Below are 24,720 nucleotides of genomic sequence, written 5' to 3'. Positions count from 1 at the left end.
GAGCGCGCGCGGGTGAGCGCCACGCCGCCATCGAGATGCACCGAGGTGACCAATTCGAGACGCACCGAGGTGGCCAATTCGAGACGCACCGAGGTGACCAATTCGAGACGCACCGAGGTGGCCAATTCGAGACGCACCGAGGTGGCCAATCCGCCGACGCAACGCACCGAGGTGGCCAATCCGCAAGCGCGACGGGCCAGCGTCAGCACGAGGACGAGCCTGGAGCGATCCAGCACTGGCACGAGGCGGACGGAGACCCCATCTCGTCGAACGAGCGCACGAACGAAGCCCGGGTCGGACATCGCCGCCATTCGAGGCGGGTCATGAACGAAGAAAGTGAATCCACGGGTGCGGCACCCGTCTGGCTTTTGCCACGCCCTCGCAAACGCTATTGCTGATCCCTCGCAGAAGCAGAATGGGAGAACGATTCACGGGCTGAAAGGTTCGCCCCTTCTCTCGTTCGATTCGACGCTGAGGACGGCGGCGAGTACCACGACGTCACCCGAAGCGACGTCGAGGCAGCCAGCGTCATGCGGGTCAGCAAGCCGTCATCGCTGGCAAGCCGTCGTCGCGTTCATGGGTTGGGCTTCACTTCGAGGAGCGGGTTCCGGGACTCGGCGGCGCGGAGGCGGTCGAAGCGTTCGAGGATCGCGGGGTCGCCGTTCTCGCGCAGGGTGTGGGCGAGGACGACGGTCTTGGCGAGGCGGATGAAGCGGAGGCGGTGCGCGCCCTCGATGTCGTCCCAGTTGATGCGGCCGCTGCCAGGGCCGAACTGGGTGACGTAGGCGGTGCGGAGGCGGTCTTCGCCCTGGAGCTGGAGGGCGTCGGAGAGGGCCTTGAGGGCGGCGCGCTCGGAGGGGCGGGCCCAGGCGAGGACCTTGCTGTACGGGGTGGCCATGGTCTCGCGGTCGTGCTGGGGGACGAAGCGGCGGAGGAAGACGTCGGAGGTGGCCACGGGGACGTCGCTCGTGGCCTGGTGGATCAGGGCGTAGGCGAAGGCTTCGTGCATGCCGACCTGCTGGTCGCCGTCGTAGTCGGCGTCGTCGACGAGGCGGCCGAGGCGGTCGACGCCAGCGAGGGCCGAGAAGAAGTAGCTGCTGAAGTCGGTGTAGTCGGCCTCGTTGATCTCGGGGGTGCAGCCCGAGGCGGGGCGGTCGCGGGTGGCGGCGAAGAAGCCGACGAGGTCGCGGTCGACGACGTCGGCGTCGGGATCGCCGCCCTCGAAGAGGAGGTTGGCGAAGGCGCCGGAGAAGCACTGGGCCATGACGACGACGACGGGGGCCTTGGGGGGGAGCTGCTCGATGCGGGCGGCGAGGTCGCGCACGGAGAGGATGCCGCCGCCCCAGAGGTCGAAGACGTTGTTGTCGAGGTCGCGCTGGGGGCTGGGGCTGCCGTGGCCAGCGAAGTAGAGCAGGAGCGGGTCGTCGGCGCGGTCGGTGACGAAGCCGCGCCAGAGGCGGTCGAAGCCCTGGAGGGTGGTGGGGCCGTCGACACGCGGGAGGCGCGGGGTGCGGTACAGGAGGCGGTAGCCGTCGAGGTACTGGACTGTGGGGGTGAAGCGGTTGCCGTCGGCGAAGAGGATGCGGCGCTCGACGGAGGTGGGGAGAAGGGCGTGGAAGTACCGGACGTGACCCTCGATGGCGACCTGGTTCATGGTCGCGCGCGGGCCGCCGCCGAGGACGAGGGCGCGCCAGGGGAGGTAGGTGGCGAGCGCTGAGGTCGCGGGGCGAGCGCGCGCGGGGAGCGTGAGGGTGGGGTCGACGTCGAGCTTCTCGGGGTGGGCCGGGAGATCGGTGGTGTCGGCAGCGACGGGCTGCGGCGGGAGCAGCTCGGCGAGCGGTGGGAGGCGCTGCGGGCCCGCCTGGGGCGAGGGCGCGGCGTTGCGCTCTGCGATCGAGGGGAGGCGCTCCGGGATCGAGGGGAGGCGCGCTGGCGTCGAGGGGAGGCGCTCCGGCGCGGCCTGAACTGGTGACGCGGCGCTACGCGCTGGTGTCGAAGGGAGGCGCTCCGGTGCAGCCTGAACTGGTGACGCGGCGCTACGCGCTGGCGTCGAAGGGAGGCGCGGGGCGGCCTTGGGGCCTGGAGCTGCCGTGCTCCGCTGCGCCGCGGCGGGAGGGGGCGGCGAGGGCGAGGGCAGACGAGCGGGCGACGGAGCGACCAGGGGCGGAGCGAGGCGCGGGGACGGGGTGAGCCTGGGCTGCGTGGTCGCCGCTGGGTCGGTGGGGCGAGCCGCCGGCTGGGCCGATGCGAGGGCGGGGAGCGTGGCCGTGGCAAGCACGGCGATGGGGAGGAGCAGGCGGTGTGCTGTCATGCGCTTCTCCAACCTCGGCAGCATCGGCAGGGGGGTCACATCGTGGGGATGTCCTCAGGTGTAGCACGCGGCATGGCGGAGATATGCCCGAGAGGTGTCGATGCCTGGAATGGGGCGTGAGTTGGGACGCGCAGGAGGAGGTGGAGGGCGCGCGAGAGCTACCGGCAGGCGGTGAGATCGCCCAGGTTTCGGTGGTCAGAAGGTGCAGAGGGAGGTGGGTGATGCGATGGATGGGGTTGGTCGTGCTGGGCGCTGGGCTGGTGTTCGGTGGGTGTGCGTCCGAGCCGGCGGCGCCCGCAGCGTCGCCCGCGCAAGAGGCGAAGCCGATGGAGCCCCACGAGAAGGCGGCCGCCTCAGCGACGAACGAGGATGCGTTCCTGCGCGCGGGGAGGCAGTTCCTGGTGGTGCGGGTGTCGCCCGGGAACCTGCTGTCGCCGCAGATCAACGTGGACCGGAGCGGGAAGCCAGGGGACGAGGCGCTGCGGGGCTGGATGGGCAGCGGTGCGGTGAACCTGACGGCGAAGGAGCGCGAGGTGAGCGGGCTGGTGGGGTCGTCGCCGCTGCGTCTGCGGGTGTCACGCGAGGCCGGGGCGCTGCGCGCGGAGGGGCTGGTGGCCGGGCAGATGACGGATCTGCGGCTCGATGAGGATCGGATGGATGTGCAGGTGGGGTCGTGCGGGTTCGTGCTGACGCGGACGGCGCGGATGGGGCACGAGTACGAGGGGATGGCGTCGTGTGGGGCGGCGGCGATGCCAGCGCAGGTGAGGTTGCCCGCAGAACTCTTGCGGTGGCGGGATGCGGATCTGTCGGCCGCGCTGGGGTTGATGCTGGTGGGGCTCGGCGGGGGGCGCTGAGAGCGTCGAAGGGGCGCTGAGAGCGTCGAAGGGGCGCTGAGAGGTTTGAAGGGGCGCTGAGGCGTTCGGCGGGGCGCCGAAGCGCTCGAAGGGACGATCACGATGCGGCGCTGCGAGGGCGGGTAGCCTGAGGCCGCACGGCGTGAGGGCTCACCGCGCCAGGGCTCGCTGCGCCAGGGCTTGCCGAAGGGCCTTCCCTGCCCCGACCATGGCGGGGTGACGTCCGAAAGCAGGAGCTTCGGTCCGCAGAGCGCGGCCGCCTATCAACACAGTCCGCTGGATACGCTGCTCGCCGAGATGGTGGAGGCGGGGGCTTCGGATCTGTTTCTGGCCGAGGGGCGGCCGCCGGCGTGGCGGGTGGATGGGCAGGTGACGGTGACGCTGCACCCGCCGACGACGGCGGAGGATCTGGAGCGGTTCCTGGGGACGGTGCTGCGGCCAGCGCAGCGAGAACTGTTCGAGCGGACGGGGGATCTGGATGTGGGGCGGTCGATCCCGGAGCTGGGGCGGTTCCGGTTGCACTTCCACATGCAGCGAGGGGCGATCGGGGTGGTGGTGCGGGCCGTGCCGAGCGGGCAGCTGTCGTTCGAGCGGCTGCGGTTGCCGGCGGTGGTGCAGTCGTTCGCCGATGCGCCGCGAGGGCTGGTGCTGGTGACGGGGGGTACGGGGTCGGGGAAGTCGACGACGCTGGCGGCGATGGTGCATCACATCAACAGCCAGCACTCGAAGCACATCGTGACGCTGGAGGATCCGATCGAGTTCGTTCACGAGGATCTGCTGTCGCTGGTGACGCAGCGGGAGGTGGGGAGCGATACGCGGGACTTCACGGTGGGGCTGCGGCACGTGGTGCGGGAGAGTCCGGACGTGATCGTGGTGGGGGAGATGCGGGATCCGGAGACGATGGCGGTGGCGCTGTCGGCGGCGCTGACGGGGCACCTGGTGCTGTCGAGCGTGCACACGATCGATGCGACGCAGACGCTGCAGCGGGTGCTGAGCGGGTTCCCGGAGCATCAGCGGGAGCAGGTGTGCATGGATCTGTCCATCTGTCTGGTGGGGATCGTGGCGCAGCGGTTGCTCCCGCGGGCCGATGGTGAAGGGCGGGTGGCGGCGGTGGAGGTGCTGACGGCGACGCCAGCGCTGCGGCGGTTGATCCGGGAGCAGCGGATCGATGAGGTGGCGGATCTGATGCAGGGCGGCACGGAGGGGATGGAGACGTTCAACCGGGCGCTGGTGAAGCTGTACCAGGAGGGGGTGATCAGCTTCGAGACGGGGGCGGCGTACGCGCAGAATGCGGACGAGTTCCGGATGAACGCGCAAGGGATGGAGCGGGGGGCGACGCTGACCCTGGAGCACGAGCTGGGGGGCGAGCTGGGGAGCGATCGGGCGCCGGTGGACATGCAGGGGCTGCTGGCGGCGGCGATGCGGGGCGGGGCGAGCGATCTGCACTTGATCGCGGGGAGGCCGCCGCTGTTGCGGGTGTCGGGGGCGCTGCGGCCGCTGCTGGGGGCGGAGCCCTTGTCGCCTGCGACGGCGCGGCGGCTGGTGCTGAGCTTGCTGAGCCACGCGCAGCGGGAGCGGTTCGATCTGGAGCGGGAGATCGATTTCGCGCTGACGGTGACGGGTGGGAGCCGGTTCCGGGTGAACGCGCACTACCAGCGAGGGACGGTGGCAGCGGCGATCCGGTTGATCCCGGGGGTGGTGCCGGAGATCGATCGGCTGGGGCTGCCGCGGGCGGTGCGGGAGCTGGCCGGTCGAGAGCAAGGGCTGGTGCTGGTGACGGGGCCGACGGGCGCGGGGAAGTCGACGACGCTGGCGGCGCTGCTGGACGAGATCAACCGGACGCGGGCATGCCACGTGGTGACGCTGGAGGATCCGATCGAGTTCGTTCACGAGAACAAGATGGCGACGATCGAGCAGCGGGAGATCGGGGCCGATACGAAGGGGTTCGCGGCGGCGCTGAAGAACATCCTGCGGCAGGATCCGGATGTGATCCTGGTGGGGGAGCTCAGGGATCCGGAGACGATCGCGGCGGCGCTGACGGCGGCGGAGACGGGGCATCTGGTGTTCGCGACGCTGCACTCGAACGATGCGCCGCAGACGGTGGACCGGATCATCGATGTGTTTCCTCCGCACCAGCAGCCGCAGGTGCGGGTGCAGCTCTCGGCGGAGCTTCTGGCGGTGGTGGCGCAGCGGCTGCTGCCGAAGGCGATGGGCGAGGGGCGGGTGCCGGCGTTCGAGGTGATGGTGGCGACGCAGGCGGTGCGGACGCAGATCCGGGAGGGGAAGGTGCATCAGCTCTTGCACACGCTGGAGACGTCGCGGCGGGATGGGATGCAGACGTTCGAGCGTTCGCTGGCGGATCTGGTGCAGGCAGGGCACGTGACGATGGAGGAGGCGCTGCGGGTGGCGCGGAGCCGAGGGGGGCTGGAGGCGCAGCTCAAGCTGGACGCGAGCGGGAAGGTGACGCGAGGCTGAGGAGACGCTGGAGACGCTGGAGGCGCAGCACGCGCCGAGAGCGTGGCGCCGAGGCAGGGCAGAGGGCGACCAGGGGCCGTACGGAGTTTCCGGAGCACCCCGGGTTCCATCCATGACGGGGTTGTTCCGCCCGTCCCGGAGCGCGGGCGGGGCGCCCTGTGGTCGCTTGCTGCCGGCTGGAACGCCATGCGATAAGGCGCCCGATGAAGTGCCTCGCCCTTTCCCTGGTCCTCGTCGCCGGCGCGCTCGCCGGTTGTGAGTCTCCCACCCCCGAGCCCAAGCCCGAAGCGACGCCGAAGCCGGCGACGACGGCAGCGGCGGCGACCACGGCGGCCGCAGCGCCGACGCCCGCCGCGCCCACGGCAGCGCCTCAGGCGAAGGGGCCGTTCCCGGAGTCGACGAACCCGGCGATGCAGGAGCCGAAGAAGGCCAGCGAGAAGGCACCGGCGAAGTTCAAGGCGAAGTTCGAGACGACGGCCGGCGACTTCGAGATCGAGTGTACGCGCGACTGGGCGCCGAACGGGGTGGACCGGTTCTACAACCTGGTGAAGATCGGGTACTTCGACGATGTGGCGTTCTTCCGGGCGGTGAAGACGCCGCGGCCCTTCATGGTGCAGTTCGGCATCCACGGGAACCCGGAGGTGAGCAAGCACTGGCGCTCGGCGAACCTGCCGCCCGACGAGGTGAAGGGTTCGAACACGCGCGGGATGGTGACGTTCGCGATGGCGGGCAGCCCGGATACGCGGTCGACGCAGCTCTACATCAACTTCGCGGACAACAGCAACCTGGACAAGATGGGCTTCGCGCCGGTCTGCAAGGTGGTGGAGCCCGGGATGGATGTGGTCGAGAAGATCTACTCGGGCTACGGGGAGCGTCCGAGCGGTGCGCAGGGGACGATCCAGATGCAGGGGAACAAGTTCCTGCGCGAGAAGTTCCCGGAGCTGGACTACATCAAGACGGCGCGGCTGTCGGACGGGAAGGGCGCGGCGGCTGCCCCTGCCGGGACGGGCGATGCGCCGAAGGCCGGCGCGAAGCCGACGGGTTCGCCGAGCCTGATGTCGCAGGATTAGCGAGCGCGGGGGGGGCCCCACGCGCCGCTCGCGAAGGCTGGCGTAGAAGCCACGGAAACGCACAGGAATCGAACCTGCCCGAGACAGCAGAGCTGCCCCGCACCGATTTTGAAGACCGGGGGTGGCACCAGCCGACCACGCGCTTCCAGGGGCGTTCTACCCCGCCACGCGGTCGCCGCGGGTGAAATCCGCTACGGTCGCGGCGTGCGGCGCTTCGTTCTGGGCACGGCCGGTCACGTGGACCACGGGAAGACCACGCTGGTCCGCGCGTTGACGGGGGTCGATACGGACCGGCTGCCCGAGGAGAAGCGGCGAGGGATCACGATCGAGCTGGGGTTCGCGCCGTGGCGGCTGGGGGATGACGTCGAGGTGAGCGTCATCGATGTGCCAGGGCACCGGCGGCTGGTGCACACGATGATCGCGGGGGCGATCGGGATGCAGGTGGTGCTGCTCGTGGTGGCCGCGGACGAGGGGGTGATGCCGCAGACGCGCGAGCATGTTGCGGCGTGCGAGCTGCTGGGGATCCGGCGCGTGCTGGTGGCGGTGACGAAGTGCGATCGGGTGGAGGTCGAGCTGGCACAGCTCGCCGGGGAGGAGGCGCGAGAGCTGCTGGGGGCGCGGTTCGAGGCGGAGGTGGTGCTCTGCTCGGCGCGCACGGGGGAAGGGCTCGAGGCGGTGCGGGAGGGGGTGCGGCGTGCGCTGCTGGGGCTCCCGGCGCCGCCGCGGTCGGGGTCGCCGCGGCTGAGCGTGGACCGGGCGTTCTCGGTGCGGGGGGCCGGGACGGTGGTGACGGGCACGCTGGTGGAGGGGGAAGTGACGGTGGGGCAGGCGCTGTACCTGGTGGGGGAGCAAGGGGCGCGAGCGACGGGGGCGCGGGGGCTGCATGTTCACGATCAGGCGGTGAGTGCTGCAGTGGCGCCGACGCGGCTCGCGATCAACCTGGCGGGAGTCGGTCTCGATGAGCTGCATCGGGGGGATGTGATCACGGGGGAGGCCCACGCGGCGCCGACGCGGCTCGTCGATGTCCTGCTCCGCCCCGGGGGGGAGCTGCGGCACGGGATGGCCGCACAGCTCTACGTGGGGACGGCCCGGAGCAGCGTGCGCGTTGCGCGCCTCGATCGGAGCGCCGAGGAGAGCCGCGAGGAGGAGAGCCGCGAGGAGGAGAACGTGGCCCGCGAGGAGGCCCGGCCGCGTCTGGCTCGCCTTCGCCTCGCACGGCCTCTGGTGGTGTTCGGTGGGGACAGGTTCGTTCTCCGGGGCTCCGAGGTCGATGCGCCGTCGGGCGCGGTGCTGGGGGGAGGTACGGTGCTCGATGCGCACCCGCCGCGTGTGCGGCCGCGCGCGCGCCGTCGGGCCGTGCTCCAGGCGCTGTCGGAAGGTTCTGCGAGCACGACCGTGCTCCAGCTCATCCAGGAAGCGGCGCCGAGGCCTCTCGCCCGCGCTGCGCTCGCCGCCCGCTTCTCGCTCCCTTTGGAGGATCTCGTGCGGGCGCTCGACAAGCTGGTGGAGCGTGGAGAGGTTGCTCGTCTCAAGTCCACGGGATGGATCGCTCGACCGGCACTCCTCGATCTGGCGCGCGCGGCGCGTGCCCACGTCGCAGCGCACCACCACGGGGCACCGCTCGATCGAGGGTTGCCGCTGGAGACGTTGCGCCAGCGGCTGCGTTCGTCGTCGAGCCCGGAGGCGGCCGAGGAGGCGATCCGGCTCGCGGCGTCGAAGCACTCGGCGCTGCAAGGGGAGCCGCTCGTGGTCGAGGGGGACGTGGTCCGCTCGCCGAGCTTCACCGGGGCGACGGCAGCGACGGGCGGGCTGGGGATCGTGCAGCAAGCGCTGGTCGCGGCGGCGCTCAAGGGGTTGACCGAGTTTCAGGCGGGAGAGGTTTCCGGGGCGCCGCCGCGCGAGGTGAAGGCGCTCCTCGCGCGGCTCGTGCGGGACGGTGAGGCCATCCACGCGGGGGAGCTGTGGTTCTCGCGGGGAGCCGTCGACGGGCTCCGGGCGCGGGTGGTCGCGTTCTTCGAGGAGCACGCGAAGATGAGCGTCGCCGACTTCAAGGCCCTGTCGGGGCTGGGCCGGAGGCAGACGATCATGCTGCTCGAGCTGTTCGATCGCGAGGGGATCACCCGTCGCGTGGGGGACGACCGGGTGCGCGCGCGCTGAGGGGCGTCACTCCTGCTCGGAGGGCTCGCCCTTGGAGAGGATCTCGTGGCGGCGGAGGTAGGCGCGGACGTGAGCGCGTTCCATGCCGGCACGGCGGGCCATCTCGCTGACGTTGCCCTTGGCCTCTTCGGCGAGGGCGGCGAAGTAGTCACGCTCGAAGCGGGCGAGGACGTCGCGCTTGGCCTCCTGGAACGGGCGGCCTTTGAAGGTGGCGGCTGGGATGCTGCCGCCGCTCGAGACGCTGCTGCTGCTCGCGCCGAGGGTGGGGCTCGCTTGCGGGGTCTCGGCGAGGGAGCCGAGGTGCGAGGCGATGTCGACCTCTTCGCCTTCGACGTGGAGGGCCGAGGCGACCTGCACGGCGTTCTTGAGCTCGCGGACGTTGCCCGGCCAGTCGTGCCGCATGAGGCGTTCGAGGGTCTCGTTGGTGACGCGGTCGTAGGCGCTCTCGTCGCCGAGGTCGCGGAGCATCTTGCGGACGAGGACGGGGATGTCCTCGATGCGCTGGCGCAAGGCGGGCAGCTCGACCTTGACCTGAGCGACGCGGAAGTAGAGATCGCTCCGGAAAGCGCCGGTGTTCACGGCGCGGACGAGGTCGCGGCGGGTGGCGGCGAGGACGCGGACGTCGACCTCGCGGTAGCTGGAGCCGCCAACGCTCTTGATGCGGCGCTCGGCGAGGGCGCGCAGGAGCTTGGGCTGGACGTCGATGGGCAGCTCGCCCAGCTCGTCGAGGAAGATGGTGCCGCCGTCGGCTTCGAGGAAGGGGGAGAGGCGCTTGTCGACGGCGCCGGTGAAGGCGCCCCGCTCGTGGCCGAAGAGGGTGGCCTCGGCGAGGGTGGGCGGGATGGAGCCGCAGTCGACGATGACGAAGGGCTTCTTGGCGCGAGGACTCGCCAGGTGGACGGCCTGGGCGACCAGCTCCTTGCCGGTGCCGGTCTCGCCGGTGATGAGGACGGTGAGGTCGGTTGGCGCAACCTTGGAGAGCTTCTCGAAGATGGTGCGCATGCTGGGGCTCTGCGCGACCATGGGGCCGAAGGCGGGGAGGGCCGAGACGGTGATGCGCTCGGGCCGCACGGGCTCGAACTGCATCTCGGTCTCTCCGAGCCGCATCTTCGTGTTGCTCATGAGGAAGACGTCGGCGACGCGCACGCCTGCGATGAAGGTGCCGTTGCGGCTGCCGAGGTCGCGGAGGCGGACGCCTTGCTCGGTGGCGACGAACTCGGCATGCACGGCGCTGACCTTGCCGTCTTCGAGGACGAGCTGACAGGCGGCGTTCCGGCCGACGATGATCGGCTCCGGGCCGATGTCCACCCAGTTGGGGTTGCGGGCGTTGGCCTTGAGCACGCGGATGCGGCCCCCGCGGACCTCGACCCGGTTCTTGGTTCCTACCGTGACCTCGAGCACCTTCAGCGCCTCTCCGTCTTCAGTTGCTTCTCGGACACTTCAGGCGGCGTCTCGTCCTCGAACGCGTTGCCCACGAAGGACCCGTCGATGGTCATGGTCGGGGGGCCGTCGACGATCGTCGCTTCGTCGTCGATGGGGAGAGAAATGTCGACGTGCTGGGGCTTCGCAGCCTTCGAGGTGCGCCGGGATCGGGTGATGTTTTCTGGCTGGATGGCTCTCCAGCTCGTGAGCGCCTCGGCGGCCGTGGCGAAGCGGCGCTCACGGCGACGGTCGAGGGCGCGCTCCACGAAGCGCTCGATGCCGGTGGGCCACTTCTCGCCGGTGACCGCCGCGAGCGAGGGGGCGTCGCGGTCGAGCTTCATGGCGACGAGGGCCGCAGCGGTCGCGCTCTCGAAAGGGAGCCGGCCCGAGAGGGCGCGAAAGGCGACGGCGCCGACGGCATAGATGTCGGCGCGTTCGTCGGCACGGGCGGCGCCTCGCACCTGCTCGGGAGCCATGTACGCGAAGGAGCCGAGGGTGGCGTCGAAGGCGGTGAGCGTGGGCTCTTCCTTCTCGCGGCGGGTGAGCTTGGAGATGCCGAAGTCGAGGATCTTGGCGCGCTCGGCCGGGTCGGCCGCCCCGGTGCGCTCGACGTAGATGTTGCCAGGCTTCAGATCGCGGTGGATCACGCCGGCAGCGTGCGCCGCGACGAGCCCTTGCAAGACGTCGTCGATGATGGGGCCGACCTCGCTCAAGGGGAGGTACTGCTCCCGCTTGAGGCGATCGGCGAGCGTCTCGCCTTCGAGGTACTCGAACACGAGGAGGTGCGCGCCGTCCGGCGTCGTCCCCACGTCGAGGAGCTGGCACACGTAAGGGCTCTTGATCGCGGATGCGATGCGCGCTTCGCGCTCGAAGCGCTTGACCAGCTCCGGCTTCATCGCGGCGCGCGCGAGCAAGACCTTGATGGCGACCTGCTGGCCGTCATCGTTTTGCGCTGCCCACACCTCGCCCATGCCGCCTCGTCCGAGCAGGCGGGTAACGCGGTAGCCAGCAAGTACGTCCCCGGGGTGGATCGCCACGTAGCCTGGATCGGGACGGTACCACCGCTGGAACGCAAATTAGAAGGAGAAAAAAGCATCGCACGATGGGTCTGCGGGGCCTCGAACGCGCGCTCTTTGCCGCAAGATGCAACACACTGCAGCGCTCGGGGCGTCGCAGGAGCGCACGAACGCCAGGGGAGGCGCTCTGGGTCGGTGTGGCCGTTCGACATCCAAGGTCGGTGCGTCCGTCAGCACACGCCGTGGGGCGTGGTCACGCGAAGCCCAGGATCGTCGCGAAAATCGACATATCGATGAGCACGCGGCCCTCCCCTCAGGGTCATCACGGAAGTCGGTGCTCGGGGACCGACGTGTCGGGCGCTGGCGTGACGGCTCCGCGCTCGGAGGCTGGCGGTCCGGCACCCGGCACCCGGTGATCGAATCGACGCAGGCGCAGGCGCTCCGGGATGAGCGCACCAACGCAAGCTCCAGAGATCGTTCTCCAGCAGGACGCTCCGCTCAGGCGCGTCGGCGCTCGGGCGCGAAGCCTCTGCCGGACGCGTGATCCCGGTGCGCCTGCGCGCGCTCATCGAACCACGCTTCGCTGCAGAAGCTCGGCAGGGCGTCCCATCACGACGCTCCTGCGCGCGAGACCTCAGGGCGGAACGCCATCGCCGCGCCTCATCTCCGCGCTGTGCGTCCGCGCCCCATCTCCGCGCCCCATCTCCGCGCTGTGCGTCCGCGCTCGTGCGACGCTCCAGTGGGGCAATTGTCCCCGCCTGGCGCCGTCACCGCGTGCTCGTGCCCCGCTTTCGACGTCCTCGACGCGCTCGCGGTACGCGTCGAAGCTCACGGGCAGTCGACGCCGCGCGTCGGCCCCTAGCACCGAGGCGCTTCCGTGTGTAGGCTCCCGTCCGCCATGTCCCGCACCGTGGAAGATGTAGAGAGATACCTCGCGCAGCTCGACCGGACGTTCGAGAACGACGGCGGCACCTTCCTCCTGACGGGGCGCGAGGGGACCCCCCCGATTGCGCTCCGCGTCGATCCTCCCGTCGTCGCCGTGCGCGTCGCCATCGGGCCCGTGCCATCGGACGAAGCGCACCAGCTCCGGGTGCTCCGTCGGCTGCTGGAGTACAACGCGACCGATCTGCTGCACGCGTCTTACGGGATCGAAGACCGCACGATCGTGCTCTCGGCGGGGCTCGTCCTCGACAACCTGGACGCGAACGAGCTGGAGGCGACCCTCGCCGACATCGACCTGGCGCTCGCTCGCCACGTCCCTACCCTGCACGACATGGCGCTGCACTGAACAGGTAGCGTCTACGAGCCTGGCCACACGGATCTGGAGCTGCTCTCATGGGAATTTTTGCCCGACTCGCGACCCTCATCAAGTCGAACCTGAATGACCTGATCAGCCGCTCGGAGGACCCCGAGAAGATGCTGAACCAGGTCGTCATCGACATGGCCAACCAGCTCATCGAGGCGAAAAAACAGGTCGCCGTCGCCATCGCCGACGAGAAGCGCCTGGCGAAGCAGGCCGAGCAGGAAGCCGCGAACGCCGCCGAATGGGAGCGCCGCGCGATGCTCGCCATCAAGGCCGGCGACGACAACCTCGCGAAGGAAGCGCTCAATCGCAAGAAGGAGCACGATCAGCTCGCCACCTCCTACAAGGATCAGTGGCAGAAGCAGAAGCAGGCCGTCGATCAGCTGAAGACGGCGCTGCGCCTCCTGAACAACAAGATCGAGGAGGCCAAGCGGAAGAAGAACGTGCTCATCGCCCGGAAGAAGCGGGCGGAGGCGCAGAAGGCGATCCAGGAGACCATGAGCGGGCTCCAGAACGCCTCGGCCTTCGAGACGTTCGAGCGGATGTCCGCGAAGATCGATCAGATCGAGGCCGAGGCCGAGGCGACCACCGAGCTGGCCGAGGAGTACTCGGGGGACACGCTCGCCCACCGGTTCGGACAGCTCGAGGCGACCGCTGGCGCGGACGACGCGCTGCTGGAGCTGAAGCGCAAGATGGGGATGGCTCCGCCCGCCGAGGTGGCGCCCCAACCGACGCAGCCCGTGCAGATGCGCGTGGCCGGGACGTCGGCCCCCACCGCCATCCCGCAACACGAGCAGGATGAGCTGGCCGCCGCGATCGCCGAGCTCGAAGCGGAAGAGCAGCGCGAGCAGGCTCGACTGAAGCGCTGAGAACCTTCCATGAGCGAAAATGAGTCCTTGGGCGCGCGGAAGGTGGGAACCGCGCGCGACGTCGCCACCGATCCATCCGTCAACACGACCGGGAGCGCCAGAGGAGCGCTGACGAGCGGAGCGCTTCCGGTCCACGCCGAGGACGTCGGCGTCTTCCTGGAGCGGCTCGCCGTCAGCTCCACCGACGGGATGTCGGAGGAGGAGGCACGACGGCGCCTGGCCGAGCACGGGCCGAATCGGCTGCCCGATCCTCCGAAGAAGAGCGCGCTCCTCAAGCTGATCCAGCAGTTCGCCAACCCGCTCGTGCTCACGCTGCTCGCGGCCGCGGTGATCGCGGTCGTCGTGGGGATCACCGCGGGGCACGAAGAGAGCTTCCTCAGCCGGTTCGGCGATGCGATCGCCATCCTGCTGATCGTCATCCTCAACGCCTTCCTGGGCTACTACCAGGAGCAGCGGGCCGAGGCCGCGCTGGAGGCGCTGCAGAAGCTGAGCGCGCCGAACGCCAGGGTGCGCCGCGAAGGGCGCTCGGTCATCATCGCCGCCGAGACGGTCGTCCCGGGAGACATCCTGGAGCTGGAGGCGGGCGATGCCGTCGCGGCAGACGCGCGCCTGGTGCAGACGATCGATCTCGCGACCGAGGAGGCGGCGCTGACGGGAGAGAGCGCGGCGGCCGGAAAGGACGCGCTCGCGGTGGTGACGGCCGACGCACCGCTCGGGGATCGTCTCACCATGGTGTTCACCGGGACGTCCGTGGTCCGCGGCAAGGCGCGCGCGGTGGTGACGTCGACCGGGCCGAAGACGGAACTCGGGAAGATCGGCGAGATGATCCGCTCCGTCGAGGAGCAGAAGACGCCGCTGGAGGAACGGCTCGACAAGTTCGGGTCCATCATCCTGAAGGTCTGCCTGGCGCTGTCGGTGGTGCTGCTCGGCTGGGGGTTGCTCCGGGGTGGGCGGCCGCTGCACGAGCTGCTGCTGGAAGCGGTGAGCCTGGCGGTGGCCGCGATCCCGGAGGGGCTGCCCGCGATCACCACCATCACGCTCGCGCTGGGGATGCAGCGCATGGCGCGACGGGGTGCGATCGTCCGGAAGCTCCCCGCCGTCGAGACGCTCGGGGCCGCGACCATCATCGCGTCGGACAAGACCGGCACGCTGACGCAGAACGAGATGACGGTGCGCAAGGTGTTCGCCGGTGGGCGGCGCTACATCGTCACGGGTGAGGGCTATGATCCCTCGGGCGAGATCCAGGACGATCAGGGGAAGGACGTCGCCGACACCCTGCCGGCGCCCCTCAGCTACCTGATGGCCACGGTGGCGCTCTGCAACAACGCGCACCTCGAGCAGTCGGAGGAGAAGCGCTGGGTGGTGGTGGGGGATCCGACCGAGGGGGCGCTGCTCACCCTCTCCGCCAAGGGGCACCTGCCCCGGGAGTCGGTCGCGCCCTCGCACAGCTTCGTGCACGAGCTGCCGTTCGACAGCGACCGCAAGCGGATGACGGTCATCACGCGCGACGATCGGGGGCGCGAGATCGCTCACGTGAAGGGGAGCATCGACACGCTGCTCCCGCGCTGCGTGAAGTACTCGACGGACACCGGGGTGCGCGCGCTGGAGGAGGCCGACCGGGTGGCGATCACCGAGGAGGCCAACGCGCTGAGCGCGAAGGCGCTCCGGGTGCTGGCGGTGTGCCGGCGGGTGCAGGTGAGCAAGGACGAGGCGGACGTCGAGCGAGAGCTGACGTTCCTCGGGCTGGTGGCGATGATGGATCCGCCCCGCGCCGGTGTGACGGAGGCCGTCGCGACCTGCAAGAAAGCGGGGGTTCGCGCGGTGATGATCACCGGGGATCATCGGCTCACGGCGACGGCGATCGCGCAGGAGATCGGGCTCTGGGAGGAGGGCGACGAGACGATCAGCGGCGCGGAACTGGCGGCGATGGACGATGCGGAGCTGGCCAAGCGGATCATGAGCCTGCGCGTGTTCGCCAGGACGACCGCGGAGCAGAAGCTGCGCATCGTGCGGGCCTTCAAGGCGCGGGGCCACGTGGTGGCGATGACGGGCGACGGGGTGAACGACGCGCCCGCCCTGCGCGAGGCGCACATCGGGGTGGCGATGGGGCGCGGCGGGACGGACGTCGCCCGGCAAGCTGCGGATCTCGTGCTGGCCGACGACAACTTCGCGACCATCGTCGATGCGGTGCGCGAGGGACGCACGATCTACCGCAACATCCAGAAGTTCATCTTCTTCTTGCTGTCGTCGAACATGGGCCTGCTCGTGGCCGTGTTCTTCGTGTCGTTCTTCGGGAAGTGGCCGCCGCTCACGCCGCTGATGATCCTCTGGATCAACCTGGTGACGAACGGGCTGCCCGCCCTGGCGCTCGGGATCGATCCTCCGGATCCGCACCTGATGCGCGAGGGGCCGCGATCCCCGGACGAGGGGCTGCTCCAGGCGCGTGACTACCTGGGGATCGCCTACGTCGGCGGTGTGATGGGACTCTGCGCGATCCTGCTCTACGGGATGTCACCGCAAGACGAGCAGTCGCTGCTCGGGGCACGGGCGCTGGCGTTCTCGCTCCTCGCGCTCTCGCCCCTGTTCCATGCCTGGAGCTGCCGCAGTCCGCGGCTGTCGCTCTTCTCGTCACGACCGCTGATCAGCCTGCCGCTGCTCCTCTCGGTGCTGGCGAGCGCAGCGATCCACCTGGTGGCGCTGCTGGTGCCGGCGCTCCGGCCCGTGTTCCGCACCTACGAGCTGTCCCCCGACGAGTGGATGATTCTGCTGGGCCTGGCGGTGCTGATCATCCCTGCCGTGGAGATCGCAAAGTTCGTGTACAGGCGGCTCTATCCAGCAGCGCCCACGGAGCTGAGCGGCCCTCCCTCGCTGCCCGCCGGGAGCGCCGCAAAGGCGCCCCGGGCCTGAGACCACCTCCACATCAAAGTTCCCCACGTTCGTCCCTCTGCGAAGGAAGCAGGGGGGCGACCAGCGGGCGCGTCGGCTCCGACAGGCCCCTGATTTCAGGGAAGCCACGCCGGGAGGGACCGTGCTCGCCGGTCCCTGGCGGATTTCGGCAACATCGGCTTCGGTGTAAGAACATTCCGACGCCTCACGGCGTCCAACGCCCACCATGCGTCGCCCCACCCATCCCGGTTCCGGCCGGGGACCTGTGCTCGCGGTTCCCCTGGCTGCTTCCCTCGCCCTCGCCGTCTCGGCGGCATCGCCCACTGCGGAGGCGGCAGGGCTACGCGCCAACCTGGTCGACGCGAAGTCCATCAAGCTGGATGGCGTACCGAAGGAGTGGCCAGGGAGCCTGGTGCGCTTCACCCAGCCCTTGAAGGGACAGACCAGCCGCGCCGACCTGGATGCCCATGGCCTCGTCGCGTACGACGAGACGTACGTCTACGTGGCCGCCGACGTCACCGACGACACGCTCCGAGCCGGCGCCGATCATGTGGAGCTGGCGATGGGGTTCCCGGGAGGCACGGTGCACAACGTGGCCTTCTATCCCGGCGAGCCGGGCAAGAGCGCTGGCAAGGTGACGCTCGCTGGCCGACCAGTGCAGGGCGCGCGCATCATCGAGGCGCCGAAAACGGGAGGCTACACGCTGGAGGCGCGCATCCCGTGGTCGACGTTCCCGCAGGCGGCGACGCTCCGGGTGGGGCTCCGCGCCGCGCTGTTCGCACACGATGCCGACGCTTCGTCGACGGTGGAGTCGGTGGTGGGCACGGCAAACGGGTCGGCGTACGGGAGTCTGCCCTCCCTGGCGACGGAGCCGGAGCAGGCGCTCGCCGATGGTCTGATGAAGAGCAAGGGGCTCAAGGGCGCTCCTTCGTACAATCTCATCGCCGACGTGGCAGGCGACGCGCTCAAGGAGCGGCTCATGGTCTACGAGCGCTACCTGGTCGTGCTGGGGCCCGGCTTCCGCAAGGGGATGCAGTACTACTACGCCGATCTGGATGCGGACGCGAAGGCGGGGATGATGCCGTCGTTCGAGACGCGGGATCTCACCGGGGACGGCCAGGACGAGATCCTGGTGCGCAAACGCTACGGGACGCCGACGAAGTACCGGGAGCGGCTGGAGGTGTTGCAGTTCGGGCGCGGTGAGACGCCGACACCCATCTTCCAGCACGAGGTGGCCGTGGTGACGGAGCAAGGTGCGGTCGTCAACGAGGTGACGTTCGTGCCCGATGGGGGGAAGGTGGCGATCCAGATCCGCCCCGGAGAGGCCAAGAACTACCACGCCGGCAACTACGCCGAGCCGACGGAGACGTCGTTCGATGCGGCGCTGTTGCCGTGGTCGACGGTGAAGTCCCAGCTCTACAAGTACGCAGGCAACATCTTCCAGAAGGCACGCGAAGAGACGCAGCCCGCGACGCCGCCACCCGCTGCGCCCGAGCCCCCCCCCAAGGCGACTGCCCAGAAGCCAGCGCCTGCGCCAGGGCCGAACGCAGCGCAGCTCCTCGATCAGGTGTACGCGCTCTACAAGAAGGATCGGGGTGCTCAGGGACGCGCGCGCTGGGACGCCACCGCCGACGTGGCAGGCAGCGCGGAGGTCGAGCGGGTGCTGTTGCACGATCGCGATCTGGTGGTGTTCGGCAAGGGCTTCAAGAACGGGACCGGGTACTCGTACCTGACCTTGTCGCAGTTCGCGTCGGGCGCCGACATCAGCGAGGTGACGACACGGGATCTGACCGGCGACGGAAAGGCCGAGATCCTGGTGAAGGGCGTGTTCCATGCGAACGCGCCGCGCGAGGCGGGCGGGGGGACGGTGGACCGCGAGGTGCTCTTCGTGTTCCAGGTGCAAGGTGACGCGATCCGGCGCGTGTTCGCCGCGGAGATCGGGCGGGCGATGGGCGCCAAGAAGGTGAGCGGGGACGTGAAGTTCGTGAGCGCCGGGCGCGGCACGGCCATCCAGCTCGGCCCCGGGCAGGCCGTTGGGTGGACGGAGCAGAGCTACCCGTTCAACCAGGACAGCGGACCCGTGGGTGGATTGGAGCCGCTGCTGCTGCCCTGGGGTGGCGTGAAGCCCGTCCGCTATGCCTGGAGTGGGACGGGGTTCTCTCGCTGAGGTCGACCGAGAAGACCAGCCAGGCCGCGGCCGCTTTGGTCGTCCGCTCGGAGCCCACCTCCGCGCAGAGTTGTGCGATGCTCGGAGTCCGTCATGCCGCGAGATCGGTGCGCTGGATGCAGTTCTCCCCTCGCGGACGGCGCGCGGTTCTGCTCCAACTGCGGCCGCGCGCAGCGCCCCCCTACCCTGCAGCCGTTCGGTGGCGTGGCGCCACCTCCCGCTCAGGCTGAGGGATCTCTCCCCGACTCGTTGCCGTTCCACGCGACCGAGCCCTCACCCGTCCAGGGAGGCGCGAACGCGCTGCCGCTGCCGCCGGTGCACCTCCTCCCGGGGACGGAGTTGGGTGTGTACCAGGTCGAGAGCGTCATCGGGGAGGGGGGGATGGGTGTCGTGTACCGGGCGCACGATCGCGCGCGGGAGCGGACGGTGGCGATCAAGTGCCTCCACACGAACCTGGCAGGGAACCCGGAGATCCGGCGGCGCTTCTCGCGCGAGGCGCGGGTGCTGCGCTCGTGGACCCATGAGCACGTGGTGGGCGTCTACGATTTCGTGGAGCTGGAGCACATCCTCGGGATCGTGATGGAGCACATCGACGGCCTGACGATGGTGCAGCACGTGGCGCGCTGGCGGGGTCGGGTGCCGTACCGGGAGGTGCGCTCGATCTTCGGCGGCGTGCTCGACGCGATGGAGGAGGGGCACCGGCGCGGGATCATCCACCGCGATCTGAAGCCCGACAACATCCTGGTGGTCGCCGACGAGATCGGCCTGCGCCCGAAGATCGTGGACTTCGGCATCGCCAAGATCCTCGAGGGGACGACGTACACGCTGAGTGGGGCGTTCCTCGGGACGTGCAGCTACATGGCCCCCGAGCAGGTGAAGCAGCCCCAGTCGGCCGATGCGCGCTCGGACATCTACTCGCTGGGGATCACGCTGTACCAGCTCGTCACCGGCCGGGTGCCGTTCGAGAGTCCGAACCACTTCTCGGTGATGATGGCCCACGTCACCGATGCGCCGACGCCCCCCTCCGCGCATCGGCCGGACCTCCCCAACGCCCTCGAAGCGCTCATCCTCGATGCGCTGGCCAAGGCGCCGGGAGAGCGTCCCGCGAGCTGCGCACTCTTCCGGCAACGACTCGACGAGGCGCTCGTCGAGCACCGGCCGGACGAGGTGGCCGAGGGGCGCGAGTCCCCGCCCATCCTGCGCGGGAGCAACGGGGAGGAGATGGTCCTCGTGCCCGCGGGCCTGTTCTTGATGGGCCAGCAGCGGCGCAAGGTGCACCTCGATGCGTATTACATCGATCGCACGCCAGTCACGAACCGGCAGTTCAAGCGGTTCATCGAGGTGACCGGCTACCAGCCCGAGGACCAGAACGCGAACCGCTTCCTGTTCCAGATGCGCCGCGGGGAGCTCCCGAAGGGGATGGAGGAGCACCCGGTGACCTATGTTTCATGGGAAGACGCGCGCGCCTACGCGGCCTGGGCCGGCAAGCGGCTCCCGAGCGAGGCGGAGTGGGAGAAGGCGGCGCGAGGGACCGACGGGCGGCGCTATCCGTGGGGACGCGCCGAGCCCACCGCGCGGTACGCGAACTTCGACAACCGCAGCCGCGAGAACGGGACGAGCCCGGTGGGAGCTTACCCCGAGGGGACGTCGCCATACGGCGCGCTGGACATGGCCGGGAACGTCTGGGAGTGGTGCGACGACTATGACGATCCCGACTTCTACGCGGATGGACCGCCGCGCAATCCACGCAACAGCCGCATCCCGGCGCGGAATGCGCGTCTCGTGATGCGGGGCGGCTCATGGATGTACGGAGCGCAGTCGCTCCGGGTCTACACGCGCCAGAGCTTCGACGCGCGCTACCGCTTCGCCGACGGCGGGTTCCGGTGCGCGCGCTCGGCCTCGGGGCGGTGAGGGCGGCCATGGATCAGCCTTCGCCTTCCCGGGAACGTGGCGTCCGGGTGCAGCTCTCGGGTGTCCGGCGAACGTTCGTCGGAGAGGCGGGTGAGGTCGAGGTGCTCACGGGTGTCGACCTGGACATCGACAGTGGCAGCTTCGTCGCCCTGCTCGGTCCTTCCGGGTGCGGGAAGTCGACCCTGCTGCGCCTCGTCGCGGCGCTCGATCGGCCCGATGGAGGGAGCGTGTCGGTGACACGAGGCGAGCCAGCGTCCCAGGCGCCCATCGCCTTCGTCTTCCAGGACGCTCACCTGCTCCCGTGGCGTACGGTCCTCGACAACACGGCGTTGCCGCTGGAGCTGACCGGAGTGGGTCTCACAGAACGGAGGGAGGCGGCCCGGCGTGAGCTCTCACGGGTGGGGCTCGCCGACGCCGAAGGGCGCACGCCGGCAGAGCTGTCCGGCGGGATGCGGATGCGGGTGTCGCTGGCTCGCGCCCTGGTCACGCGGCCGCGCTTGCTCCTGCTCGACGAGCCGTTCGCCGCGCTCGACGAGCTGACGCGGGCGCGGCTCGACGATCAGCTCCGGGCGCTCTGGTCCGAGCTGGGGATGACCGTGATCTTCGTCACGCACTCCATCCTCGAAGCAGCATATCTCGCCGAGCGGGCGGTGGTGCTCACGCCCCGACCAGCGCAGATCGTCCTGGATAGGACGCTCGCCTTGCCGTCCAGGCGCGATGCGTCACTCCGGCTGGAGGCCTCGTTCGCTCACGAGGTGCGGATCCTGCAAGAGGCGCTGGAGCGCGGGGGCGCATGAGGCGAGCTGTCTGCGGGGCCTCAGGCAGGGCACAATCAGAGCATGCTGCGCCACCCTGCGATCTCGCTCGCATGCTCCTCGCGGTTACTCCTCGTCTCCTGCGTCATCGGATGCGCCTCGACCGAGCCGGCCGAACTCCTCGCCTGCGCTGAAGGAGAGGAGGCGTTCGAAGGGCGCTGCGTCGACCCCATCACGCGCTACGAGCCCGCCCAGCCGCTCGATCGAGACAACGTCGTCGCCTACGGGGAGCCGCTCACCCGGCTTTCCCTGCCTCCGCCCCCGAAGAGCGGCTTCCGGCTGATCGCCCCCCCCATCGTCGTGCAGCCCGGCCAGGAGATCAGCACCTGCGTCTCCTGGCCGTACCCCACGCTGAACCACAACGTGGTCTACGCCGCACGGCTGTACACGACGCCCGGCCTGCACCACAGCAACATGATCGCCAAGCCGGTGGTGCCCGAGCACGGACCGAACCCCTACCCCCGCTGTCATCCTGGCGCGGACGACCCGTTCGGCGCTCTCCCGGCGGTGATCCCGGACGTGCTGTTCGCCAACTCGACGCAGGTGGAAGAGGGAGAGACCCTCGTGTTCCCACCGGGGACGGGCTTCGTGGTCGACACCACGAGGGAGGTCTCGACCAGCATTCACTACCTCAACACCGCGAGCGAGCCCGCGACGATCGAGGTCGTCTACGACTACTTCACCATGCCCGCCGAGAAGCTCGTTCGTCAGGTCTCTCCGTTCGCGATGAGCGTCGCGGACTTCTCGATCCCGCCCTTCGCCACCGACGTGGTCGGCACAACGTGCCACGTGTTCGGCGGCGAGCTGGTCTCGCTCATGCCGCACACCCACAAGTACGCTGCACGGTTCGTCACCGACCTCGTGCGTGCCGACGGACGGACAGAGCGCCTCTACGAGGAGAACGGCTTCGACCTGGAAAGCGACATCACCGTGTACGACGATGCCATCCCGCTCGTCGACGGCGATCAGATGCGGTTCGAGTGCACCTTCCGCAACACGACCGATCACGACCTGAGGTTCGGTCTCGGCGACAACGAGATGTGCATCCTGTTCGGGTACGTTCACCCGCCGGAGAAGCAGTTCGTGGCGTTCAGCGAGACGAACGGCGCGCCTTGCCGCTCGATCCGCATCGGCGCGTTCCGGTGAGGCCTGGGCTCGCCGATCGCTGTGGTAGCCTCCGGCGCGCGTGTCGCCCCCCCACCGTTCGCAGCACCCGCTGCTCCGCATCACCCTGCCGCCGCTGATCGCCCTCGGGGTCTTCGTCGCCGCCTGGGAGCTCGGGACCGCGGTCCTGGCCGTGCCTGCCTTCCTTCTTCCCCCCCCGTCCGCCATCGCCAGGGTGGCCGTGGCAGACGCCTCGACCCTTGCCCTCGCCACGGCGACCACCACCCGCGCTGCGCTGACGGGCTTCCTGCTCAGCGCCTGCTTCGGCGTCCTCGCCGCGGTGGTCCTGTCTTCATCGCGGCTGCTGGAGCGAGCGCTCTATCCCTATACCGTCTTCCTCCAGACGGTGCCGATCGTCGCCATCGCACCACTCCTCGTGCTGTGGTTCGGCCCTGGTGACCGCGCCGTCAGCGTCTCCGCCTTCATCGTCTCGGTGTTCCCCGTCATCGCCAACACGCTCACCGGCATCCGCTCGGTCGAGCCGGCGCTCCGGGATCTCTTCCGCCTCTATGGAGCGGGCAGGCTCGCCACCCTGACGAAGCTGGAGCTGCCCGCCGCGCTGCCCAGCATCGTCACGGGCCTGCGTGTGGCCGCCGGGCTCGCCGTCATCGGCGCCATCGTGGGCGAGTTCGTGGCGGGCTTCTCCGAGGGGGGCGCCGGTCTCGGGATCCTGGTGCTCTCTGCCTACCGCCAGCTCCGCACCGATCTGCTCTTCGCCGCCGTGCTCTGCGCCGCGGCCCTGGGGCTCGCGCTCTTCGGCGTCGTGAGCTTCACGGGTGGCAGATTGCTCCGCCGCTGGCACCCTTCGGCCCGCCCCTGAGCGCTGTTTTTCTGGCGGAAGCTTGCGGAACTGCGGCCCCTCGGCAAGATTCGGGGCCATGTCATTCAGCCGCCGCGCCTTTCTCTTCGCCGGCCTCTCCGCGCCTCTGCTCCTCACGCACACTGCGTGTTCCCGCGGCAGCGGCGCGCCCGCGCCCGGAGGCAAGACGCAGGTCAAGTTCGCCCTCAACTGGGTCCCTGAGCCCGAGTTCGGTGGGTTCTATGCCGCGCGCGAGTCGGGCGCATTCGCGCGCGAGGGGCTCGAGGTGGAGCTTCTCGGGGGCGGGCCGGGCTCGCCGGTCGTGCAGATGGTCGCCACGGGTCAGGCCGAGTTCGGCGTCGCCGGCGCCGACGAGATCCTGATGGCGCGGGCCCGAGGCGCCGACGTGCTGCCCGTCTTCGCCACGTTCCAGACCTTCCCCCAGTGCATCATGACCCACCCGGAGCGCCCCGTGAAATCGCTCGCCGAGGTCTTCGCGGGCGGGACGATCGCCATCGAGCCCGGGGTGCCGTACGCCGGCTGGCTGAAGAAGAAGTTCGGCTTCGACAAGGTCAAGGTCGTCCCCTACGACGGCGGCGTCGCACAGTTCGTCGCCAGCAAGGAGTTCGCGCAGCAGTGCTTCGTCTTCTCCGAGCCACTCGCCGCACGGCGCAAGGGCGTGGAGCCGCACGTGTTCCTGGTGGCCGACGAGGGGTTCAACCCGTATGCCGCGGTGGTCATCACGCGCGCCGCGCTCTGGAAAGAGAAGCCGGACCTGGTGCGGGCTCTGCGTCGCGCCGCGCAGGCCGGATGGCGCGCCTACCTCGACGACCCGAAGCCCGCCAACGCGGCGATGGGGAAGCTGAACACCTCGATGGACGCCGAGACCTTCGCTGCGGCTGCCGACGCCCAGCGATCGCTCGTGGAGACGAGCGAGGCCAAGGAGAAGGGGCTCGGTGTGATGACGCGCGCCCGCTGGGAGACGCTCGGCAACCAGCTCGTCGAGATCGGCGTGCTGGACAAAGCACCCGATCTCGACGCCCTCCTCGTGGCGACCACCTGACGCGACGGCACCACGCGGGTGGCGAGTGCGCCGACACACAGCATCACCTACGGAACACGACGCGACGCATGCAAAAACGACGAAAGTCCCGGGCGGCATCCAGGGTGAAATCCAGGGAGAAAGCATGCGCGCGAGCACCTCGAACGGCGGAGACGGCGGACGTCGAAAAGGCGCTGCGAACGATGCACCCCACTGCGCGGTCCGCGTTATGATCGAGCCGTAGGAGACCCGAGCGCGGGGGCGTTCGGGTGGGGGAAGACAGGATCCGCATGCCTGGTGCGCGTTGACGACAGCGTGCGACATCGCATCACGCATGTGTTGCGCATGCGACTACGCATGTGCAGCGCGTGCGTGACGATCCGCTCGCTGACGTCGGACCACCAGACGAGCTGATGACGCCGCGTGCGGCACCTGTCTTCCGGAGTTGAGGTAGGCTGC

At 69.8% G+C, this 24,720-nt stretch carries 16 protein-coding genes and 1 tRNA gene; 13 read left to right on the top strand and 4 right to left on the bottom strand.

All coding sequences use genetic code 11. The annotated features are described in order from the left end of the window. Positions 1-574: 574 nt before the first annotated feature. Positions 575-2,311: a hypothetical protein gene (locus tag CMC5_RS16555; RefSeq protein WP_156338648.1), complete on the bottom strand. Its 1,737-nt coding sequence runs from the start codon at positions 2,309-2,311 to the stop codon at positions 575-577. A 230-nt stretch (positions 2,312-2,541) separates the two neighbouring features. Here CMC5_RS16555 and CMC5_RS16550 point away from each other — a divergent pair, with 230 nt between their 5' ends. The 3 genes from CMC5_RS16550 to CMC5_RS16535 all read left to right on the top strand — a co-directional run bounded on the left by CMC5_RS16550 (position 2,542) and on the right by CMC5_RS16535 (position 6,710). Further along, the gene (locus CMC5_RS16550; RefSeq protein WP_050431345.1) at positions 2,542-3,165 is read left to right on the top strand and encodes a hypothetical protein; all 624 of its coding nucleotides are present in this window, start codon (positions 2,542-2,544) and stop codon (positions 3,163-3,165) included. 216 nt (positions 3,166-3,381) lie between these two features. Then, complete coding sequence (locus tag CMC5_RS44605; protein WP_156338647.1) at positions 3,382-5,640, top strand: type IV pilus twitching motility protein PilT; 2,259 nt, start codon at positions 3,382-3,384, stop codon at positions 5,638-5,640. A 203-nt stretch (positions 5,641-5,843) separates the two neighbouring features. Then, a complete protein-coding gene (locus CMC5_RS16535; RefSeq protein WP_050431344.1) occupies positions 5,844-6,710 on the top strand; it encodes a peptidylprolyl isomerase in 867 nt (288 codons plus the stop codon). Positions 6,711-6,762: 52 nt separating this feature from the next. On the opposite strand, the gene CMC5_RS44600 is transcribed toward CMC5_RS16535, so the two are convergent. After that, positions 6,763-6,857: transfer RNA gene (locus tag CMC5_RS44600), tRNA-Sec, on the bottom strand. Between the two features lie 57 nt (positions 6,858-6,914). Here CMC5_RS44600 and selB point away from each other — a divergent pair. Then, complete coding sequence (gene selB / locus CMC5_RS16530) at positions 6,915-8,867, top strand: selenocysteine-specific translation elongation factor (protein ID WP_050431343.1); 1,953 nt, start codon at positions 6,915-6,917, stop codon at positions 8,865-8,867. A 6-nt stretch (positions 8,868-8,873) separates the two neighbouring features. Here selB and CMC5_RS16525 read toward each other — a convergent pair whose 3' ends face one another. Both CMC5_RS16525 and CMC5_RS16520 read right to left on the bottom strand, forming a co-directional pair. Next, positions 8,874-10,268, bottom strand: coding sequence for an FHA and sigma-54 interaction domain-containing protein (locus tag CMC5_RS16525; protein WP_050431342.1), 1,395 nt, complete (start codon positions 10,266-10,268; stop codon positions 8,874-8,876). A 2-nt stretch (positions 10,269-10,270) separates the two neighbouring features. Beyond that, positions 10,271-11,326, bottom strand: a complete 1,056-nt coding sequence (locus CMC5_RS16520) for a serine/threonine-protein kinase (protein ID WP_156338646.1) — start codon at positions 11,324-11,326, stop codon at positions 10,271-10,273. Between the two features lie 877 nt (positions 11,327-12,203). On the opposite strand from CMC5_RS16520, the gene CMC5_RS16515 reads away from it, so the two are divergent. The 9 genes from CMC5_RS16515 to CMC5_RS16475 all read left to right on the top strand — a co-directional run bounded on the left by CMC5_RS16515 (position 12,204) and on the right by CMC5_RS16475 (position 24,282). Continuing rightward, positions 12,204-12,593 (top strand): type III secretion system chaperone family protein, encoded by a 390-nt coding sequence (locus tag CMC5_RS16515; protein ID WP_050431340.1) that lies wholly within the window; start codon positions 12,204-12,206, stop codon positions 12,591-12,593. A gap of 47 nt (positions 12,594-12,640) precedes the next feature. Next, positions 12,641-13,477, top strand: a complete 837-nt coding sequence (locus tag CMC5_RS16510) for a PspA/IM30 family protein (RefSeq protein WP_050431339.1) — start codon at positions 12,641-12,643, stop codon at positions 13,475-13,477. Between the two features lie 9 nt (positions 13,478-13,486). Beyond that, positions 13,487-16,384, top strand: coding sequence for a cation-translocating P-type ATPase (locus tag CMC5_RS16505; protein ID WP_082362543.1), 2,898 nt, complete (start codon positions 13,487-13,489; stop codon positions 16,382-16,384). Between the two features lie 244 nt (positions 16,385-16,628). Next, positions 16,629-18,530, top strand: a complete 1,902-nt coding sequence (locus CMC5_RS16500; protein WP_245678469.1) for a DOMON domain-containing protein — start codon at positions 16,629-16,631, stop codon at positions 18,528-18,530. Between the two features lie 93 nt (positions 18,531-18,623). Next, positions 18,624-20,441, top strand: a complete 1,818-nt coding sequence (locus tag CMC5_RS16495) for a bifunctional serine/threonine-protein kinase/formylglycine-generating enzyme family protein (protein ID WP_082362542.1) — start codon at positions 18,624-18,626, stop codon at positions 20,439-20,441. A gap of 8 nt (positions 20,442-20,449) precedes the next feature. Further along, positions 20,450-21,238 (top strand): ABC transporter ATP-binding protein, encoded by a 789-nt coding sequence (locus tag CMC5_RS16490; protein WP_179955523.1) that lies wholly within the window; start codon positions 20,450-20,452, stop codon positions 21,236-21,238. 42 nt (positions 21,239-21,280) lie between these two features. Beyond that, complete coding sequence (locus tag CMC5_RS16485; protein ID WP_050431337.1) at positions 21,281-22,402, top strand: monooxygenase; 1,122 nt, start codon at positions 21,281-21,283, stop codon at positions 22,400-22,402. A gap of 40 nt (positions 22,403-22,442) precedes the next feature. Then, entirely contained in the window at positions 22,443-23,240 is a 798-nt protein-coding gene (locus tag CMC5_RS16480) for an ABC transporter permease (RefSeq protein WP_245678468.1), read from the top strand. 58 nt (positions 23,241-23,298) lie between these two features. Then, positions 23,299-24,282 carry an ABC transporter substrate-binding protein gene (locus CMC5_RS16475; RefSeq protein WP_063796288.1) on the top strand — a complete coding sequence of 328 codons (984 nt, stop codon included), beginning with the start codon at positions 23,299-23,301 and terminating at the stop codon, positions 24,280-24,282. Positions 24,283-24,720 lie beyond the last annotated feature (438 nt).

It is taken from the genome of Chondromyces crocatus (assembly GCF_001189295.1).
Taxonomy (GTDB): Bacteria; Myxococcota_A; Polyangia; order Polyangiales; family Polyangiaceae; genus Chondromyces; species Chondromyces crocatus.
The sequence above is the reverse complement of the archived record's forward strand: the minus strand, read 5'-3'. Positions and strand labels throughout refer to the sequence as shown.

Excerpts from the sequence above, each read along its gene's own strand:
- CMC5_RS16555 (WP_156338648.1), bottom strand. The coding sequence starts at position 2,311 with ATGACAGCACACCGCCTGCTCCTCCCCATCGCCGTGCTTGCCACGGCC.
- CMC5_RS16550 (WP_050431345.1), top strand. The coding sequence starts at position 2,542 with ATGGGGTTGGTCGTGCTGGGCGCTGGGCTGGTGTTCGGTGGGTGTGCG.
- CMC5_RS16535 (WP_050431344.1), top strand. The coding sequence starts at position 5,844 with ATGAAGTGCCTCGCCCTTTCCCTGGTCCTCGTCGCCGGCGCGCTCGCC.
- CMC5_RS16515 (WP_050431340.1), top strand. The coding sequence starts at position 12,204 with ATGTCCCGCACCGTGGAAGATGTAGAGAGATACCTCGCGCAGCTCGAC.
- CMC5_RS16510 (WP_050431339.1), top strand. The coding sequence starts at position 12,641 with ATGGGAATTTTTGCCCGACTCGCGACCCTCATCAAGTCGAACCTGAAT.
- CMC5_RS16505 (WP_082362543.1), top strand. The coding sequence starts at position 13,487 with ATGAGCGAAAATGAGTCCTTGGGCGCGCGGAAGGTGGGAACCGCGCGC.
- CMC5_RS16495 (WP_082362542.1), top strand. The coding sequence starts at position 18,624 with ATGCCGCGAGATCGGTGCGCTGGATGCAGTTCTCCCCTCGCGGACGGC.
- CMC5_RS16490 (WP_179955523.1), top strand. The coding sequence starts at position 20,450 with ATGGATCAGCCTTCGCCTTCCCGGGAACGTGGCGTCCGGGTGCAGCTC.
- CMC5_RS16485 (WP_050431337.1), top strand. The coding sequence starts at position 21,281 with ATGCTGCGCCACCCTGCGATCTCGCTCGCATGCTCCTCGCGGTTACTC.
- CMC5_RS16475 (WP_063796288.1), top strand. The coding sequence starts at position 23,299 with ATGTCATTCAGCCGCCGCGCCTTTCTCTTCGCCGGCCTCTCCGCGCCT.